General features: G+C 74.3%; 11 protein-coding genes. 1 reads left to right on the top strand and 10 read right to left on the bottom strand.

Annotated elements, in window-relative coordinates; genetic code table 11:
* Window positions 1-22: 22 nt before the first annotated feature.
* The gene (locus QSK03_RS21110; protein ID WP_285656251.1) at window positions 23-4,897 is read right to left on the bottom strand and encodes a Pls/PosA family non-ribosomal peptide synthetase; all 4,875 of its coding nucleotides are present in this window, start codon (window positions 4,895-4,897) and stop codon (window positions 23-25) included.
* A 340-nt stretch (window positions 4,898-5,237) separates the two neighbouring features.
* On the opposite strand from QSK03_RS21110, the gene QSK03_RS21115 reads away from it, so the two are divergent.
* Window positions 5,238-6,857 (top strand): heparan-alpha-glucosaminide N-acetyltransferase domain-containing protein, encoded by a 1,620-nt coding sequence (locus tag QSK03_RS21115; protein ID WP_285656253.1) that lies wholly within the window; start codon window positions 5,238-5,240, stop codon window positions 6,855-6,857.
* Between the two features lie 83 nt (window positions 6,858-6,940).
* Here QSK03_RS21115 and serA read toward each other — a convergent pair whose 3' ends face one another.
* From serA to QSK03_RS21160, 9 genes are all read right to left on the bottom strand, one after another.
* A complete protein-coding gene (gene serA / locus QSK03_RS21120; protein ID WP_285656256.1) occupies window positions 6,941-8,149 on the bottom strand; it encodes a phosphoglycerate dehydrogenase in 1,209 nt (402 codons plus the stop codon).
* Between the two features lie 127 nt (window positions 8,150-8,276).
* Window positions 8,277-9,329, bottom strand: a complete 1,053-nt coding sequence (gene rutA, locus QSK03_RS21125; protein WP_285656260.1) for a pyrimidine utilization protein A — start codon at window positions 9,327-9,329, stop codon at window positions 8,277-8,279.
* Between the two features lie 24 nt (window positions 9,330-9,353).
* A complete protein-coding gene (locus QSK03_RS21130; RefSeq protein ID WP_285656261.1) occupies window positions 9,354-10,409 on the bottom strand; it encodes an LLM class flavin-dependent oxidoreductase in 1,056 nt (351 codons plus the stop codon).
* On the bottom strand, window positions 10,399-11,793 hold the full coding sequence (locus tag QSK03_RS21135) for an MmgE/PrpD family protein (protein ID WP_285656263.1): 1,395 nt from the start codon (window positions 11,791-11,793) through the stop codon (window positions 10,399-10,401). The genes QSK03_RS21130 and QSK03_RS21135 overlap by 11 nt, the downstream gene beginning before the upstream one ends.
* 95 nt (window positions 11,794-11,888) lie before the next feature.
* Window positions 11,889-13,280, bottom strand: a complete 1,392-nt coding sequence (locus tag QSK03_RS21140) for an amidase (RefSeq protein ID WP_285656265.1) — start codon at window positions 13,278-13,280, stop codon at window positions 11,889-11,891.
* Window positions 13,277-13,471: a hypothetical protein gene (locus QSK03_RS21145; RefSeq protein WP_285656267.1), complete on the bottom strand. Its 195-nt coding sequence runs from the start codon at window positions 13,469-13,471 to the stop codon at window positions 13,277-13,279. The genes QSK03_RS21140 and QSK03_RS21145 overlap by 4 nt, the downstream gene beginning before the upstream one ends.
* Window positions 13,468-14,628, bottom strand: coding sequence for an acyl-CoA dehydrogenase family protein (locus QSK03_RS21150; RefSeq protein ID WP_285656269.1), 1,161 nt, complete (start codon window positions 14,626-14,628; stop codon window positions 13,468-13,470). The genes QSK03_RS21145 and QSK03_RS21150 overlap by 4 nt, the downstream gene beginning before the upstream one ends.
* Window positions 14,628-15,845: a CaiB/BaiF CoA transferase family protein gene (locus QSK03_RS21155; RefSeq protein ID WP_285656272.1), complete on the bottom strand. Its 1,218-nt coding sequence runs from the start codon at window positions 15,843-15,845 to the stop codon at window positions 14,628-14,630. Before QSK03_RS21155 ends, QSK03_RS21150 begins: the two co-directional genes overlap by 1 nt.
* On the bottom strand, window positions 15,842-16,369 hold the full coding sequence (locus QSK03_RS21160) for a MaoC family dehydratase (RefSeq protein ID WP_285656274.1): 528 nt from the start codon (window positions 16,367-16,369) through the stop codon (window positions 15,842-15,844). Before QSK03_RS21160 ends, QSK03_RS21155 begins: the two co-directional genes overlap by 4 nt.
* Between the last annotated feature and the right edge of the window lie 40 nt (window positions 16,370-16,409).

Genomic DNA, 16,409 nt, shown 5'->3' on the forward strand with positions numbered 1-16,409 from the left:
CTCGGGGTTCGGGTCGGTCACGTCAGTCGAGGCCACGGGCGGGGTTGCCGCCCCAGGACTCGCCGGGCGGCACCTCCTCGCCCTTCATGAGGAAGGTGTCGGGGGCGAGCTTCGCGTCGTCGCCGATCGTCGTGCCGTAGTGCACGAAGGAGGAGACGCCGAGCGTGACCCGGGCCCCGATCACCACGCGGTCGGACTTGAAGCCGCCGTCCTCCTGCGAGTGGCACTGGATCACGCAGCCCTCGCCGAGGGTGGCGTCGTCACCGATGGTCGTGAACGCCTTCTCGGTGAGGTTGGCGCCGTCGTCGAACACCCGCGCGCCGACGTGGACGCCGAGCATCCGCCACACGAGCGGCTTGAAGGGGGTGCCGTTGAACGCCTGCACCCAGTCGGGGGCGGGCACCTTCCAGTACCGCTCGTGGCGCCAGAAGACGGGGTCGTAGATCGACGCACCGCCGGGCATGAGCGCCTTCAGCGGCGCGACGCAGCGCTGGACCAGCGAGAACCACACGACCAGCAGGACGATGCCGACCAGCTCGACGAGGACGACCTCGCCGGGACCGGCCGCGATCGGCAGCGACGCGACCGCCACGAGGCTCACGATCGTCAGGTAGCTGAAGATCCACCGCACGAGCAGGTGGATCGCCATGGAGACGGCGTTGTGCCGGTTCTTGCGGCGCAGCGACCGGGCCAGCTCCCGGGGATCGGCCACGTCGAGCGCGCTGTCCCGCGCGACCGTCCGCGGGATCTCGAAGCTCGGTGAGCCGAGCAGACCGACGCCCTGACGGACCGGGCCGTGGAGCGGGATCTGCACCTTCGTGGCGAGCAGGCAGTCGTCGCCGGTCCGGCCCTGCGGTGGGTAGGCGATCTTGTTGCCGAGGAAGTTGTTCGCCCCGATCGCCGTGCGCGAGACGCGGAACGACGTGGCGGAGTACTCGGCGTTCATCACCGAGAGCCCGTCGGCGACGACGGTGCCGCGGCCCACGCTGGTGAGGAAGGGGTTCTCGTGCTGGACCGCCATCCCGAAATTGGAGCCGGTCTGTTCCAGCGGACGGAGCTTGTAGCCGATGAACACGAGGTAGTGAGCGATCGCGGAGCTGTCGCCGAACAGCTCGACGAACGGCTTGAGGTTGGTGAGCGCCCCGATCGTGCGGTGCAGCCAGTAGCGGACCCCGTAGAGGGGGTAGACGACGTCGGGGCGGACCCAGATCGCGAGCAGCCGCGGCACGGTCGTGGCCACGGCCAGGCCCAGGACCAGCGCGCCGAAGTAGAGCAGGCCGCTGAGCGCGAGCAGCTGCAGGTGGAACCCCACCGAGGCCAGCACCCCGGGCGGGGGCGCGAACAGCGTGGCGAACAGCGGGACGAGGGAGAACAGGACACCGGCGACCACGAGGGCGGCGGGCGAGGCGATGACCAGGGCGACCACGAAGAGCACCGTCGAGTAGAGGATGCGGCGCAGCCGGCTCCCCGGGGCGGGCGGCACCGCGGGCAGCGGGCCCTCAGCGCGGCGGCCGGGCGAGCCGTGCCAGACCTCGCCCGCCGGGATCGCCTGCCCCGCGTGCAGCGAGGAGCTGTGGGCGAGCGACGCCCCGTCGCCGACCGCCGTGTTGACGTCGAGCACCGTCGCCTCGCCGACGAAGGCGTTCGCGCCGATGCTGACCCCGCCGATCTCGATCTTGCCGTCGTGCGCGCGGTAGCACGCGATGACCGCTTCCTTCCGCACGAGGCTGCCGTCGCCGATGCTGAACAGGTCGGTGCATACCGGCACCTGCCCGCCGAGGTAGACGACGTCGCGCCCGACCTTCGCCCCCAGCGCGCGGAGGTAGAGCGCGAACGCCGGCGTGCCGTTGAACAGCACCATCGGGCTGGTGCGCACCAGCGTCTTGACCACCCAGAACCGCAGGTAGGCGGGGCTCCACACGCGGATCGACCCGGGCCGCCACCGCCCGATCAGCGCCCACTTCGCGACGATGGGCAGCACGCTGAGCACGACGAACCCGGCGACGCCGGCGAGGAGGGCACCCAGGTACCCGTTCACGATCCCGGTCGACGTCGTGACCGCCTCGAAGCCCCACACGAGGATGGAGGCGGCGATGTAGCTGTAGGCCAGGACGCAGACGAGCTGCGCCGCGCCGCACAGGACGAACGACGTCGTGCCCGCGCGCGGACCGCTGGGCTCGTCGGTCCCGGTCACCGACGGGCCGGCGGGCGCGGACCGCTCCCGGTCGCGCTCGGCGCCGCCGTCGAGCGCGGCGGAGAGGCTCGCGATGGTCGGGTTCCGGTACACGTCCGGCATCCCCACCGACGGGAGGTCGTCGCGCTTGCGCGTGCGGGCGCAGAAGCGCGCCATGAGCAGCGAGTCGGCGCCGAGCTCGTCGAAGAAGTTCGCGTGGGGCGGCACGTCGGGCCGCTCGAGGACCTCGGCGAGGATGGCGCCGAGGCCCGCGGTCGCCTGCGCGGTGCCGCTGCCGGCGCCCGCCGGCTTCGCGGCGGGCGCGAGGGCCACGGAGAGCTTCGCGAGCGTCGGGTGCTGGTAGATGTCCTGCATGGCGGCCGACGGCAGGTCGGGGTGCTTGCGGATCCGCGCGCAGAAGCGCGCCATGAGCAGGGAGTCCGCGCCCAGGTCGTCGAAGAAGTGGCCGTCCCGCGAGACGTCGGCGCCGCCCAGGATCTCGACGAGGATCTCCCGCAGGAGCGCCTCGGTGGCCCCGGGCGCGGCGGCCGGCGCAGCCGCGCCTGCCGCGGGGGCCGCCGGTGCGCTCGCCGCGGCCGCCCCGACCGCGGCCGCCGGCACCCGCGTCGCCGCCGGCGGCCCGGCGGCCGCTCCGGCCGGGGCCGGCCGTCCCTGCCCGCCCGGTCGACCAGGTGCACCGGGTCGGCCGGGCGCACCCGGCGCGGGCGGCGCACCCGGCCGGACGGGCGGACCGGGCCGGCCGGGAGGTCCCGGCCGCGCCGGCGCGGCCGGCCCACGGGCGGCGGGCATGCCCGGACCGGGGGTCCCGGGGCCGGGGGTGCCCTGACCGGGGCCACCGGGGCGGGGTGTGCCCGGACCGGGCGTCGCGGGACCGGGCGTCGTGGGGCGCCGGCCGGGCGGTGCGGGCGGCGGAGCGGCCGGTGCGTGACCGGCCGGCGTCGGGGGGGCCGGTCTCGAGGGGGCCGGAGTCGGGCGCGCCGGCGTCGGGGGCGCGGCCACGGGCGGCGTCGCCCGGACCGCCGTGGTCGGCGCGTCGACCGCGTTCCGTGGCTTCCCGGGCCGCGGGGCCTCGGGCGCCTCGGGCGTCTCGGGCGTCTCGGGCGTCTCCGGGGGCTCCTCGGGCGTCGGCGCCGGGTGCGGCATCGTGCCCTGGGTGGCGTCCGCGCCGCTCGCCGGCGGCGCGTCCTCGCCCGGCCCGGCCTGGTCGTCCGGCGGCTCCTCGACCGGCAGCGGCTCCTCGACCGACGGCGACGGGAGACTCATGACGGTCGTGCGCCGCGACCGCCGGGGTGCCGGCCGGGGTGGCAGCTTCACCGCCGAGGGCGCGATCCGCTCGCCGCGGCCGCCCGCCCCGTCGAGACGCGCGATCCGCTCGACGTCGCCCGCGGGCGTGACCCGGCCGAGGTCGCCGGTGCGGAACATCAGGGCCGGCCCGCCGCCGGGTGGGGAGACGAACGCCCCGGCCGTGAGCTCGCGGCGGCCGACGTACCCGCGCGCCACCCCGGGACCGGTGATGCCGATCTCGCCGATCCCCCCCGCGGGCAGGACGCGGCGCGGGTCGGCGGGGTCGGTGACGACGACCCCGTAACCGGGCAGGGGGCGTCCGAACGTCGCCGGGCCGTCGGGACCGAGCTCGGTCCACAGGGCGGCGACCGTGGTCTCGGGCGCGCCGTGCATGCCGACGATGCGGCGCCCGGGTCGCTGCCAGCGGGCGACGAGGTCCCGCGGCCGCTCGGTGCCGGACAGCACGAGCAGGCGGAGGTCGGGCAGCGTCTCGTCCACGCCGTCCAGCTCCTCGGCCGTCGCCCGCAGGACGGTCACGCGCTGGTCGCGCAGGTGGCGGCCCAGCTCGGCGCCGCGCAGGGGCGGCCCCGCGGGCGCGGTGACGACGGTGGCCCCGCCCGACCAGGCCAGCCACGTCTCGAGGACCGCGAGGTCGGAGCCGGCCCGGGGATCGTGGTGGACCCGGTCCTGGGGCCCGATCTGGAGCAGTCCCCCCGCGCCGCGGAGGAACGCGACGGCCGCGTCGTGCCCGACGGCCGTCGCGCGCAGGCCGCCCTGGACGCCGGCGGAGCGGTCGGCGGCGTGGACCACGACGTAGGCCGGCGTCCCGGCGACCGAGCCGCGCTCGGCGTCGGTCAGGCGCTGGGCGTCCTCCTCGTCGACCCGGGTCCGGACGCGGTCGAGGTAGACGGCGTCGACGTCGGACCGGTCGAGCCGGGACGCGACGCCGGTCGTGGTCAGCACGATGCCCGCACCGGCCGCCTCGAGCACGGCGGCGAGCGCCTCGTCGGGGAGCCGGACGTCGAGCGGGACCCAGACGGCGCCGATCCGGGCGGTCGCGAGCTGGGCGACCAGGGTGTCGTCGGGCCGGTCGAGCAGCAGCGCCACCCGGTCGCCGGCGGCGATCCGGCGCCGCCGCAGGTAGCGCGCCAGCCGCGCGGCCCGGGTCTCGAGCTCCACGTAGGACATCGGGCCGTCGGCGGTCTCGGCGGCGACCGCGGTCGCCCGGCCGTGGCGGCGGAGCTCGTCGCAGGTCCGTTCGACGACCCGGTCGATCCGCTCGTCGGCGGGCGCGGGCGGCGGGCCGGAGCCGGAGCCCAGGCCGGGGCCGTACCGGCGTCGCGACGCGGTCCACCGGCGACGCGTTGCCGGCGGCACCGGCTGCGCCATGGCGACGCCGTGCGTGGCACCGGCGACCATGGCGACCCCACGTTCCTGGCATGACGTTCCCCGCGCGGGTGTGCGCGAGACCACGACATCGTCACGTACCGGCGTCGTCGTCGCGCCTACTTTCACTCGAATGAGCTAATGTCGATCGCAGATTTCCTCCTGGCGACGGCGATACGGCCCGATCTGGGCACCCTCTGTCATCGAGGCCGTGACGTGACCTCGCCGCCGCCTCACCGTGGCCGCCTTGCTCCAAGGTGACAGAACTGTGGCCCCGACCGGCGGTAAGCGTGACGCCGCGGCGATGTCCGCCGCCGGTCGTGCCCAGGAGGCTGTTCCTCACACCGCTCGCCGAGCTCCGAGGAGTCCTCCGATGACCAGGACCGCCGTACTGCCGCGTGACCCGCGCCTGGCGCCGTCGGGACCCGCGGCACCCGGGACGGCACGGCTGCACCGCCCGACCGTCCCGCCGACCGGCGGCGTCGCGGACGCGCCCACCGTCCGCCTGCCCCTGGTCCGCGACGCGGCGGCGAAGGGTCCGGGGGCGCGCGTCCGCGGGATCGACATGGCCCGCGGGCTCGCCCTGCTCGGCATGATCGCGGTCCACACGTTCCCCACGGCCGAGAACGGCGCGCTCACCACTGTCGGCCTCCTCGCCGGCGGGACCTCGGCGGCCCTGTTCGGCCTCCTCGTCGGGGTGTCGGTCTCGCTGCTCACCGGACGCCGGCAGGTCACGCTCGGGGCCGGGACGTTCGGGACCCACGCCGTCCGGCTGGCGGTGCGGGGCCTCGCGGTGGGCGTGCTCGGCCTGGCGCTCGGCCAGGCGGCCCTCGGCGACGTCGACATCATCCTGACCTACTACGGGGTGATGTTCCTGCTGGCCGTCCCGCTGATCCTGCTCCCGACGCGCGTCCTGTTCGCGCTCGGTGCCGTGCTCGCGGTGGTCGCCCCGGTCACGAGCTTCCTCGTGCGGCAGGGCATGCCGCCGGCGCCCGAGCTGCTCGACCCGTCGTTCACCGCGTTCGTGACCGACCCCGCCGGCATGCTCGGCACGCTGTTCCTCACCGGCGCGTACCCGATCTGGCCCTGGCTGACCTACCTCTGCGTCGGCATGGCCGTCGGACGCTGCACGCTCTCCCGCACCCGCACCGCCGCCCTGCTCGCCGGCACCGGTGTGGTGCTCGTCGTGGCCGCCGCCGTCGTCTCCCGGCTGGCGCTGGTGACCTTCGGTGGCCTCGGACAGATCCTCGCGAACCCGGGCCTGCCCGCCGAGGAGCTGCAGGCCGCGCTCACCGAGGGCCCCAACGGCGTCACCCCGGCCTCCACGTGGTGGTGGCTCGCGGTCGACACCGCCCACTCGTCGACCCCGCTCGACCTGGTCCGCACGGTCGGGACGTCGCTGGCGGTGCTCGGCGCCATGCTGCTCCTGGACCGCGCCGTCGCCCACGGTGGCACGTCCCCGTGGGCCCGGATCGTCGACGCCGCGCGGGCCCCGCTGGCCGCGGCCGGCGCGATGACGCTGACCTTCTACTCCCTGCACGTCGTCGTCGCGGGCCTCGCGACGGGGGCCGACCCGTGGGCGCTCTACCTCGCCCAGGTCGTCGTCGCCCTGGCCGTCGGCCTGCTCTGGCAGCGCTACGTCGGGCGCGGTCCCCTCGAGACCGGGGTCAGCACGCTCACCGACGTCGCCGCCCCCGCTCCGCGCTCGTCGGCCGGTCGCCCCGCGGCGTCCCGTCCGTGGCGGGCGGGCCTCGTCGCCCTGGTGGTACTCGCGATCATCGTCGGCGGCGCGTTCGCCGCCGGTGCGGGCCGGGCCGACGACGCGTCCGACGCGACCTCCACGAGCGAGGAGGTCGACGGGCCCGACTCCGCCGTCGAGGACGCCCCTGGGGACGCGCCCGAGGTCGGCCAGTCGGACGAGTCCTCCGAAGAGGAGGCGCCCGCCCAGCAGGGCGACACGGACCAGACCGGCTCCGCGGACGAGGGCGAGTGACGCCCGGCCGTGACCGACCAGCCCTGACCGACCAGCCCTGACCGACCAGCCCTGACGCCGGCCCCGCGGCCGGCGTCAAGGCCTCACGGCGTCTCGGGGGTCCAGGTTCGTAGCCACACGGTGTGCGGGGAGCGGCGCAGCTCGGCCAGCGCCTGCTCGGGGACGGCGGCCTCGGTGTCGGTGAGCACATAGCCACGCTCGCCGCGGGTCGACAGCGCCTGGCTGACCACGTTCACCCCGCTGTCGAGCAGGATCTGGTTGATCCCCGCCAGCACGCCCGGGGTGTTCTCGTGCAGGTAGCCCGTGCGGAACACGCTCGGCGCGACCGGCAACGACACCTCCGGGAGGTTCACCGACAACGCGGTCCGCCCCGTCGCCAGGAACGCCAGCAACTTGGTGGAGACGAAGCCGCCGATCTCCTCCTGGGCCTCCTGGGTCGACCCGCCCACGTGCGGAGTCAGGATCACGTTGTCCAACCCGCGCAGGGGCGAGGAGAAGGTGTCGCCCTGCGCCTTGGGCTCGATCGGGAACACATCGATCGCCGCCCCCGCCAGATGCCCGGACAGGATGTTCTCCCGCAACGCCTCGTCATCGATCACCATCCCCCGCGACGCGTTGATGAAGATCGACCGCGGCTTCATCGCAGCGAACTGCTCCGCCCCGAACAACCCCGCGTTCCCCGGACGGCCGTCCACATGCAGGCTCACCACATCGGCCTCGGCCAGCAACGCCTCCAACGACCCCACCTTGCGGGCATTGCCGTGCGCCAACCGGTCCTGGGTGTCATAGAAGATCACCCGCAGCCCCACCGCCTCGGCGATGTTCGACAACTGGGTGCCGATGTTGCCGTAACCCACGATCCCCAACGTCCGGCCCCGGAACTCGTGGCTACCGCGCGCCGACTTGTCCCACACCCCCTCGTGCATCCGCGCGGTCTTCTCCGGCAACCGCCGCACCAACGCGATGATCTCCCCGAGCACCAGCTCCACCACACTGCGGGTGTTGGAGAACGGGGCGTTGAACACCGCCACCCCCCGCTCCGCGGCAGCGGGCAGATCGACCTGGTTGGTGCCGATGCAGAAACACCCCACCGCCAGCAGATCCTTGCCCGCGTCGAGGACCTCCGCGGTGACCGTCGTGTTCGACCGGATCCCCAACAACGACACCCCGGGCAGGGCCTCGGCCAGCTCCGCGCCCGACAACGACCCCGACCGCGCGTCGACCTCGATGCCTTCGGCACGAAACGCTTCCACCGCGACCGGATGGATGTTCTCCAGGAGCAAGACCTTCACACCAAGAGCGTAGAGCTTCGGTGACTCCAGTCACATACTGCAGCACGGTTCACGTCACTACGGCAATCCGGTGAACCGAGCGCCGGTGACGGACCCCGCGAGGGGCCCGGGGTCCGTCACCGGGGCATCAGCCGAGCAGGGGCTTCACGCGCGTCCCGAAGTCGTGCACGCCCTGCTCGAAGTCGTCGAAGGTGAACATCATCCCCTGCACGCCGGGCATCTTGGCGACCTCGTCGACCTGCCGCGCGACCGTCTCGTAGGAGCCGACGAGCGTGGCCATGTTGAAGTTGACCGCGCCCTCGGGCAGGTTGATCGTCCGCGCGGTGCCGGACCCGTCCGCGGTCTGGTCCTGGCTGCCCTCGTCGGACATGTAGCCGAGCGCGGCGGCGTCGGCACCCTCGTTGTAGGAGCGCCACTTCGCCTGGGCCTCCTCGTCGGTCTCCGCCATGATCGCCATGAACAGCGGCAGGGACTTCACGTCACGGCCGGTCTCCTTGGCGAACGACGCGAGCCGCTCGGTGGGCTGGCGGTAGACCTCGGGGTCGTTCACGCCGGGCGAGAGGATGAAGTTGTAGTCGCCGTACTCGGCGCAGAAGCGCATCCCGCGCTCCGACTGGCCCGCGCAGACGATGTCGACCTTGCCCGTCGGCCGCGGCGAGAGGACGCAGTCGTCCATGTGGAAGTACTGCCCGTCGAGGTCGCAGCGTCCCGTCTCCCACAGGTCGCGCAGGACCTTCACGTACTCCGTCGAGTAGTCGTAGCGGTAGCCGAAGTACTCGTCACCGGGCCAGAGGCCCATCTGGTCGTACTCGTTCTTCGCCCAGCCGGAGACGATGTTGACGCCGAAGCGGCCCGGGGCGATCTGGTCGATCGTGGTCGCCATCCGCGCGACGAGCGCGGGCGGGAGCGTGAGCACCGCGGTCGAGGCGTAGAGCTTGATCCTGTCGGTGACGGCGGCGAGGCCGGCCATCAGCGTGAACGACTCGAGATTGTGGTCCCAGAACTCGGTCTTCCCGCCGAACCCGCGCAACTTGATCATCGAGAGCGCGAACGCGAAGCCCTGGCGCTCCGCCTCCTGCACGACGTTGCGGTTGAGATCCCACGTCGGCATGTACTGGGGGGAGTTCTCGGAGATGAGCCAGCCGTTGTTGCCGATCGGGATGAAGACGCCGAAGTCCACGGGGGGCCGCCAATCCTTGGAGGGTCAGGGAACGGGGACGGGGAGCGCACGCAGCGCCGGGACCACCTCACGGGCGAGGAGGTCGAGGGAGGTCCGCGCCGCCTCGACCGGCATGCCGGCCCAGTCGGTGCGGAACACGAAGTGGTCGACACCGAGCTCGTCGCGCCACGGGAGGAGTGCGGCGGTGCAGTCCTCCGGAGACCCCACCACGAACCGGTCGCGGGAGAGGTCGTCGTAACCGACCCGGAACGACTCGGTTCCGGGCATGACACGGTCCTGGCCCCAGTCCGCGTAGACCTCGTACTTCCGGGCCAGGTGCGGCATGGCCAGCTCGAGGGCCTGCTCCCGGGTGGGGGCGCAGAACACCTCGCGGATCAGCGGCAGCTCGGTGACCGGTCCGCGCCCGGCCGCCGCCCGCTCGGCACGGAAGATCTCGAGCTGCCGGGCGACGGTGGCCCGGGTGGCGTGCGGGTTGATCATCCAGGTGTCGGCGAGCCGCGCCGCACGGCGGACGGCGGCGTCCGCGTTGGCGGCCATCCAGATCGGGGGCCGGGTCTCCCCGTCGGGGCGCGCCACGGGGCGGAAGGTGGCGCGCACGCCGTCGAGCCGGGTCCACGGCAGGTCGGCCGTGACGGCCTCGCCGCGCCACAAGGCCTCGACGATGCGCAGGTTCTCGGTGAACCGCCGCACCTTCTCCTCCGGCGGGACCCCGAACGCGTCGTACTCCACCTGCCGGTAGCCGAGCCCGATCCCGAACACCGAACGGCCGCCGCAGACCACGTCGAGGCCCGCGTACGCCTCCGCCGTGTCGACGGGGTGGTGCAGGGCCAGCAGGTGCACGCCCGTGCCGACCGTCATCTCCCCGGCCTCGGCGGCCACCCGCGCGAGCCACGGGAGCGGCTGGATGTGCGCCAGCGCGTCGGCGAGGTGGTGCTGGCCGGCGAACACGGAGTCCATGCCGCCGTCGCGGGCGGTGCGCACGAGGGAGAGCTGCTCCTCCAGCGCCACCAGCGGATCGCGGTCCGGCGGCTGCTGGTGGGTGAGGAAGACCCCGGCGCGGATCCCCTGCTCAGACCCCACGGCAGGCCTCGGCGAACTCGGCGGCGGGACGCTCGTCGCCGAGGGCGAGCACGGCGTCGCGCACGCGGTCGGCCCTCGCGGTGTCGGCGACGCGCCCGATGGTGCCGGCGAACTTCTCGTCGATCTCCGCGTTGGTCAGCGGGCGCCGGTCGTGGCCCCGGTTGACCTGCTCGCGGTGGGCGACCACCCGGCCGTCGGCGAGCTCGATCTCGACACGACCGGAGTAGGCGTCGGGGAACAGGCCCTCGTGGTCGTCGACGACCTCGACGCGCCGGGCCAGCGCGAGGATCCCCGGGTCGCCCAGCGCGTCGTCGGAGAGCTCGGCGAGCGTGAACCGCCCGCGCTGCAGCGACGCCGCGACGGTGAACGGCAGGCTGAACTTGGCGTCGTACTCGTCGCGCGGCGCCCACTTGTTCTCCGGCGGCTGGCAGACGACCTTGCCGGGCACGGGGTGGATCGCGCAGCGGATCGCGCGCACGTCGGCGGCCGCGATGCCGTGCTCGGCGCGCAGGAGCAGGGCGGCGTCGGCGAACGCGTGGTTGAAGTGGCAGATCGGGTAGGGCTTGACCGCCGTGCGCATCAGCTCCCACTGGGTGCCGAGGCCCTCCGCGACCGCCTCGGGACGGGTCTCCCGCCCGGTGAGGTGGGTGGCGTAGAGGCCGAAGCGGCCCTCGTACACCGCGCCGGGCCCGGTCCAGCCGGCCTTCGCGAACGCCGCGGCCGTGAGCCCGGACATCGCCGCCCAGCCCGGGTGCAGGCGCTTGGTCCACGCCCCGTCCTCGAGGAACTCCAGCAGGCCCGCGGCCATCGAGCCGACGACACCCTGCGCCGTCGCGAGCCCCGCGGCGTCGAGCCCGGAGAGCCTGCCGGCCGCGACCGCGGCGCCGAACGCGCCAGCGACGGCGGTGGGGTGGTAGCCGACGTCGTGGAAGCCGCCCGCCCCGCCGAGGCCGACCCGGGCCGACACCTCGACCCCCAGGACGTACGCCGCGAGCAGGTCCCGCGTGCTCGCGCCGGCCACCGTGGCCGCGGAGATCGCCGCCGGGAGCGCGGCGGCCGAGACGTGCGTGACGGCCGGGATGTGCGTGTCGTCGAAGTCCATTCCGTGCACCAGCACGCCGTTGAGCACGGCCGCATCGCGCGGGGAGAGCCGGTCGGGCATGCCGAGCACCGGGTGGCTGCCGCCGCCGAAGGTCGCCAGCGCGTCGCGGGCGATGCCGGGGAACCGGTAGGCGGTGGACGCGAAGGCCAGGCCGACGGCGTCGAGCACGAGGTACCGAGCCCGTTCGAGGACCTCGTCCGGCACGTCGGCGGCGTCGAGGCCGGCCGCGAACTCGGCGACACGGCCCGCCAGGGCGGTCCGGGCGGGGCTCTCGAGCGACACGCGGGCGGCTCCCTTGCGGCACGCAGCGCGGCGGAGCCGCCGCGCCGGAGGCGGACGCCCGGGTGACCGGGCTCACCGGACCATACGTCAGACGTTTAGACGGCGGAAGGGGCGACCGCGAGGTGGTGGGCGGTGCGCTGCTGGAACACGCGCGCCGCCCACAGCGCCGTCGCCTCCCGGTGCGGCGGGGCGACGAGCTGGGCGGAGACCGGACAGCCGTCCGGGGCCACGCCCGTCGGCACCGCGAGGCCGGGGGCGCCGGTGAGGTTGCCGAGCATCGTCGAGCGCGACTGCGCCGCGTAGAGCGGGTAGTCCTGCCCGTCGACGACCACCGTGCCGTCCGGCAGGCGGGGCGCCGTGGACGGGCAGGTCGGGACCACCACCAGGTCGGCGCCGGCGAACACCGCGTCGAGCTCGCGCTGCAGCTCGGTGCGGAACTGCAGGGCGCGCAGGTAGTCGACGGCGGGCGTGACGATGCCCTGGCTGATCCGCCGGACGACGACGGGGTCGTAGGTGTCCCAGCGGTCGGCGTCGACACGGTGCAGCGTCGCGGCCTCGGTGAACACCACCTGGTAGCCGATCGGCAGCGCGTCGCCCGCCGACGGCACCTCGCCCGGCACGACCTCGGCGCCGGCGGCCACCAGCTCGTCGACCAGGTGCGCGACCCCGGCGGCCACCGCGGCGTCGCAGAGCTCGGTGAACGCGCCGCCGGGGACGGCGATGCGCAGGCCGGTGAGGTCGTCGCGGGCCGGGACATCGAGCTCGGGCAGGGCGAGGCTGCGCGGATCGGCGCCGTCGGGTCCCCGCAGGACCCCGAAGAGCGTCGCGACGTCCCGGGCGCTGCGGGCGAGCGGCCCGACGGTCTCGGTGGTCCACGACAGCGGGAACACCCCGGTGCGCGGGATCGCGCCGGCCGTCGGCTTGAGCCCGGTGAGCCCGCACCACGCCGAGGGCAGGCGCACCGAGCCGCCGACGTCCGTCCCGACCGCGCACGGCACCGCCCGCGCCGCGACCGCCGCCGCCGAACCCGTCGACGACCCGCCGGCCCAGCGCCGCGGGTCCCACGGGTTGCGCACGGCCCCGAAACGCGGCGGGTGCGGCCCGCCGACGGCGAACTCGGTGGTGGCGTCCTTGCTGACCGCGATCGCCCCGGCCTCCTCGAGGCGGCGCACGACGGTCGCCGAGGCGGCCGCGGGCGGATCACCGTCGCGGCCGTGGTTCCACGACCCGTTGGTCGTCGGCACCCCGGCGACGTCGATGACGTCCTTGACCCCGAACGGGACGCCCTCCAGCGGCCGCGCGGTGCCCTCGGCCCAGCGGCGCGCCGAGTCCCGCGCGGCGGCCCGGGCCCGCTCGCCGAGCACCGCGATCGTGCAGTTCAGCGCCTCGTGGGCGGCCGCCAGCCTGCCGAGAGCCGCGTCGATCTCCTCGACCGGGTCGGTGTCGCCGGCCGCGTAGGCGGCGAGGAGGTCGGTGGCGTCGTTCACGGCCGCGACCAGCGGTCCCCGTGCGCCGGGTCGGCCGCGCCGTCGGCCGGCAGCGGTCGCGCGCGCAGCCGGGCGGCCGCGGGTTCGGCGGCCTCGACCGCGGCCCGCATCACGTCGACGATCTCGTCGTCGACCGCGAAGCCGAGGCGGGCCGCGAGCGCGGCGAGCTCCGCGCGCTCCGGGACGCTCACAGGACCGTCTTCCCGGCCAGCAGCGACGACGCGACGACCGTGCCGAGCATGTCGTTCGTCCCCTCGCCGATCGACATCAGCGGGGCGTCGCGGTACAGCCGTTCCACCTCGAACTCGGTGGAGTAGCCGTAGCCGCCGTGGATGCGCATCGCGTCGGTCGCGCACTCCAGGGCCGCGTCCGACGCGAAGATCTTCGCCATCCCCGACTCGGTGTCCATGCGCACGCCCTCGTCCATCCGCGACGCCGCCCAGTAGGTCATGAGGCGGGCCGCCTGGAGGCGCACGGCGATCGCCGAGAGCCGCAGCTGCACCGCCTGGAAGTCGCCGATCGGGTGCCCGAACGCGCTGCGGTCGCGGGCGTAGGCCAGGGACTCCTCGTAGGCGCGCTGGGCGATGCCCACCGAGCGGGCGGCGATGTTCACGCGCCCGGTCTCCAGGGACGACAGCGCCTGCTGCAGCCCGCGGCCCTCGACCCCGCCGAGCAGCTGGGTCGCCGGCACCCGCACGTCGTCGAGCACCACCTCGCACGACTCGGTGCCCTTGTAGCCCAGCTTGCCCATGTCCTTGGTGATCTCGAGGCCGGGCGACCCGGCCTCCACCAGCAGCATGCTCATGCCGCGGTGGGCCGGCGAGGCGGTCGGGTCGGTCTTGACCAGCACCGGCAGCGGGTCGGCGTGCCGGGCGTTGGTGATCCACATCTTGGTGCCGCGGACGACGTAGTCGTCGCCGTCGCGCCGTGCCGTCGTGGTGATGCCCTGCAGATCGGTCCCGGCCCCGGGCTCGGTGAGCGCGATCGCGGTGCGCCGCTCCCCCGTCGCCAGCTCCGGGAGGTAGCGCTGCTTCTGCTCCTCGGTGCCGTGCCGGGCGATCATCCAGCAGGACACCGAGTGGCTGCCGAGGATGCCCGCGATGCCCATCCAGCCCCGCGAGATCTCCTCGAAGGTCAGCGCGAACGAGACGGTGTCCGCGTCGAGCCCGCCGTAGGACTCGGGCACGGCCAGCCCGAACAGGCCCAGCTTCCGCATCCCCTCGACGATCTCGGTCGGGTAGCGGCCCTCGTGCTCCCAGTCGCGGGCGACGGGCACGATCTCGCGGTCGACGAACGAGCGCAGCGTCTCGCGGAACAGCCGCTGCTCGTCGGACAGGCGGAAGTCCATCAGGCGGTCCCCTCCCTCGGGCCGAAGGCGCCGGCCGCCCGTGCGGCGGCCAGACGCTCGTCGTCGTAGCCGATCCCGCGCAGCACGGTCTCGGTGTGCTCGCCCATCGCGGGTCCGCGGCGGGCCGGCGTCGTGTCGTCGCCCGGCGGCCCGACCCGCACCGGTGAGCGCAACGACCGCGCGGTGCCCCACGTCGGGTGCTCGGTCTCGGCGACGAGGCCACGGGCGAGGGTGTGCTCGTCGGTGAGGGCCTCGTCGACCTCGTGGATCGGGGCGCACGGGATGCCGGCGGCGCCCATCACGGCGATCCAGGTGGCGACGTCCCGGCCGCGGAAGAGATCCTCGAGCACCGGCAGCAGCACGTCGCGGTGGCGGTCGCGGTCGGCGAAGGTCGCGAAGCGCGCGTCCTCGGCCAGGTCGGGACGCTCGAGCACCACCGTCAGCCGCTGCCAGAACTTCTCCTTGGCGCACCCCACGACGAGCCAGCCGTCGGCGGCCTCGAACGCCTGGAACGGCACCAACGACGGGTGCGCCGAGTGCCGCGTGCGCACCGGCTCGTAGCCCGCGGTCATGTGCCACGTCGCCGGGTAGGTGAGCAGGCTGACCGCGGTGTCGTAGAGGGACAGGTCGCAGTCGGTGCCGACCCCGTCGCGCCGGGCCGCGTGGATGCCCGCGAGCACTGCGATCGCCGCGACGAAGCCGCCGCTGTAGTCCACCAGGGACAGGCCCGCCTTCTGCGGCGCGCCGCCGGGCTCGCCGGTCAGCGACATCCAGCCGCCGAGCGCCTGCAGGACGTAGTCGTAGCCCGGCTCCCGCGACCGCGGCCCGGTCATGCCGAAGCCGGTCAGCGAGCAGCAGACGATCCGCGGGTTGACGTCCTTCAGATCCTCGTACCGGATCCCGAGCTTCGCCGGGACGTCCCCACGCAGGTTCGAGTACACCGCGTCGGCCGAGCGGACGAGGTCGTGGAACACCGCCCGCCCGGCCTCGGTCCGGATGTCGAGCAGCACCGAGGACTTGTTCTTGTTGAACGACTCGAAGAACAGCGAGTCCCCGTCGCCCGCGTAGGGCGGGACGTGGCGCCCGACGTCGCCCCCCGACGTCGGGTCCTCGATCTTGACGACGTCGGCGCCCAGCTCGGCGAGGTGCATCGACCCGAACGGCCCCGCGCCGTACTGCTCGAGCGAGATGATGCGGACGTCCTCGAGCGGCCTCATGCCTCGTTCTCCAGGGACAGCGGTGTCGCCGCCTGCGGGAAGTGCGATGCGGCCCGCGGGGCGTCGCGCCGGTGGACGTAGAACGCGCGCTTGAGCGTCAGCACCTCGACGCCGTCCTGGTTGAGCCCGCGGCTGCGCACCCGGACGATGCCTGCCTCCGGACGGCTCGACGACGCACGCGTCTCCAGCACCAGGGACTCCGACCACAGGGTGTCGCCCGCGAACACCGGGGTCGTCAGGCGCAGCTCGTCGATGCCGAGGTTCGCGAACGCGTTCTGGCTCGTGTCCGACACCGACTGCCCGAGCACGATCGAGATCGTCAGGGGCGACGCGACGATCATCCGGCCGAACTCCGAGTCCGCGCCGACCTGCGCGTTGAAGTGCGCCTGGTTGGTGTTCATCGTCAGCAGCGTGAACCAGGTGTTGTCGGTCTCGGTGATCGTGCGGCCCAGCGGGTGCTGGTAGACGTCGCCGACCACGAAGTCCTCGAAGAAGCGCCCCTGCCACCCCGCCACGACGGCCATGGCGCCGACGCTAAACGTCTGACGTATTGCTCCACAAGCG

Source organism: Actinomycetospora sp. NBRC 106375, assembly GCF_030269665.1.
Taxonomy (GTDB): Bacteria; Actinomycetota; Actinomycetes; order Mycobacteriales; family Pseudonocardiaceae; genus Actinomycetospora.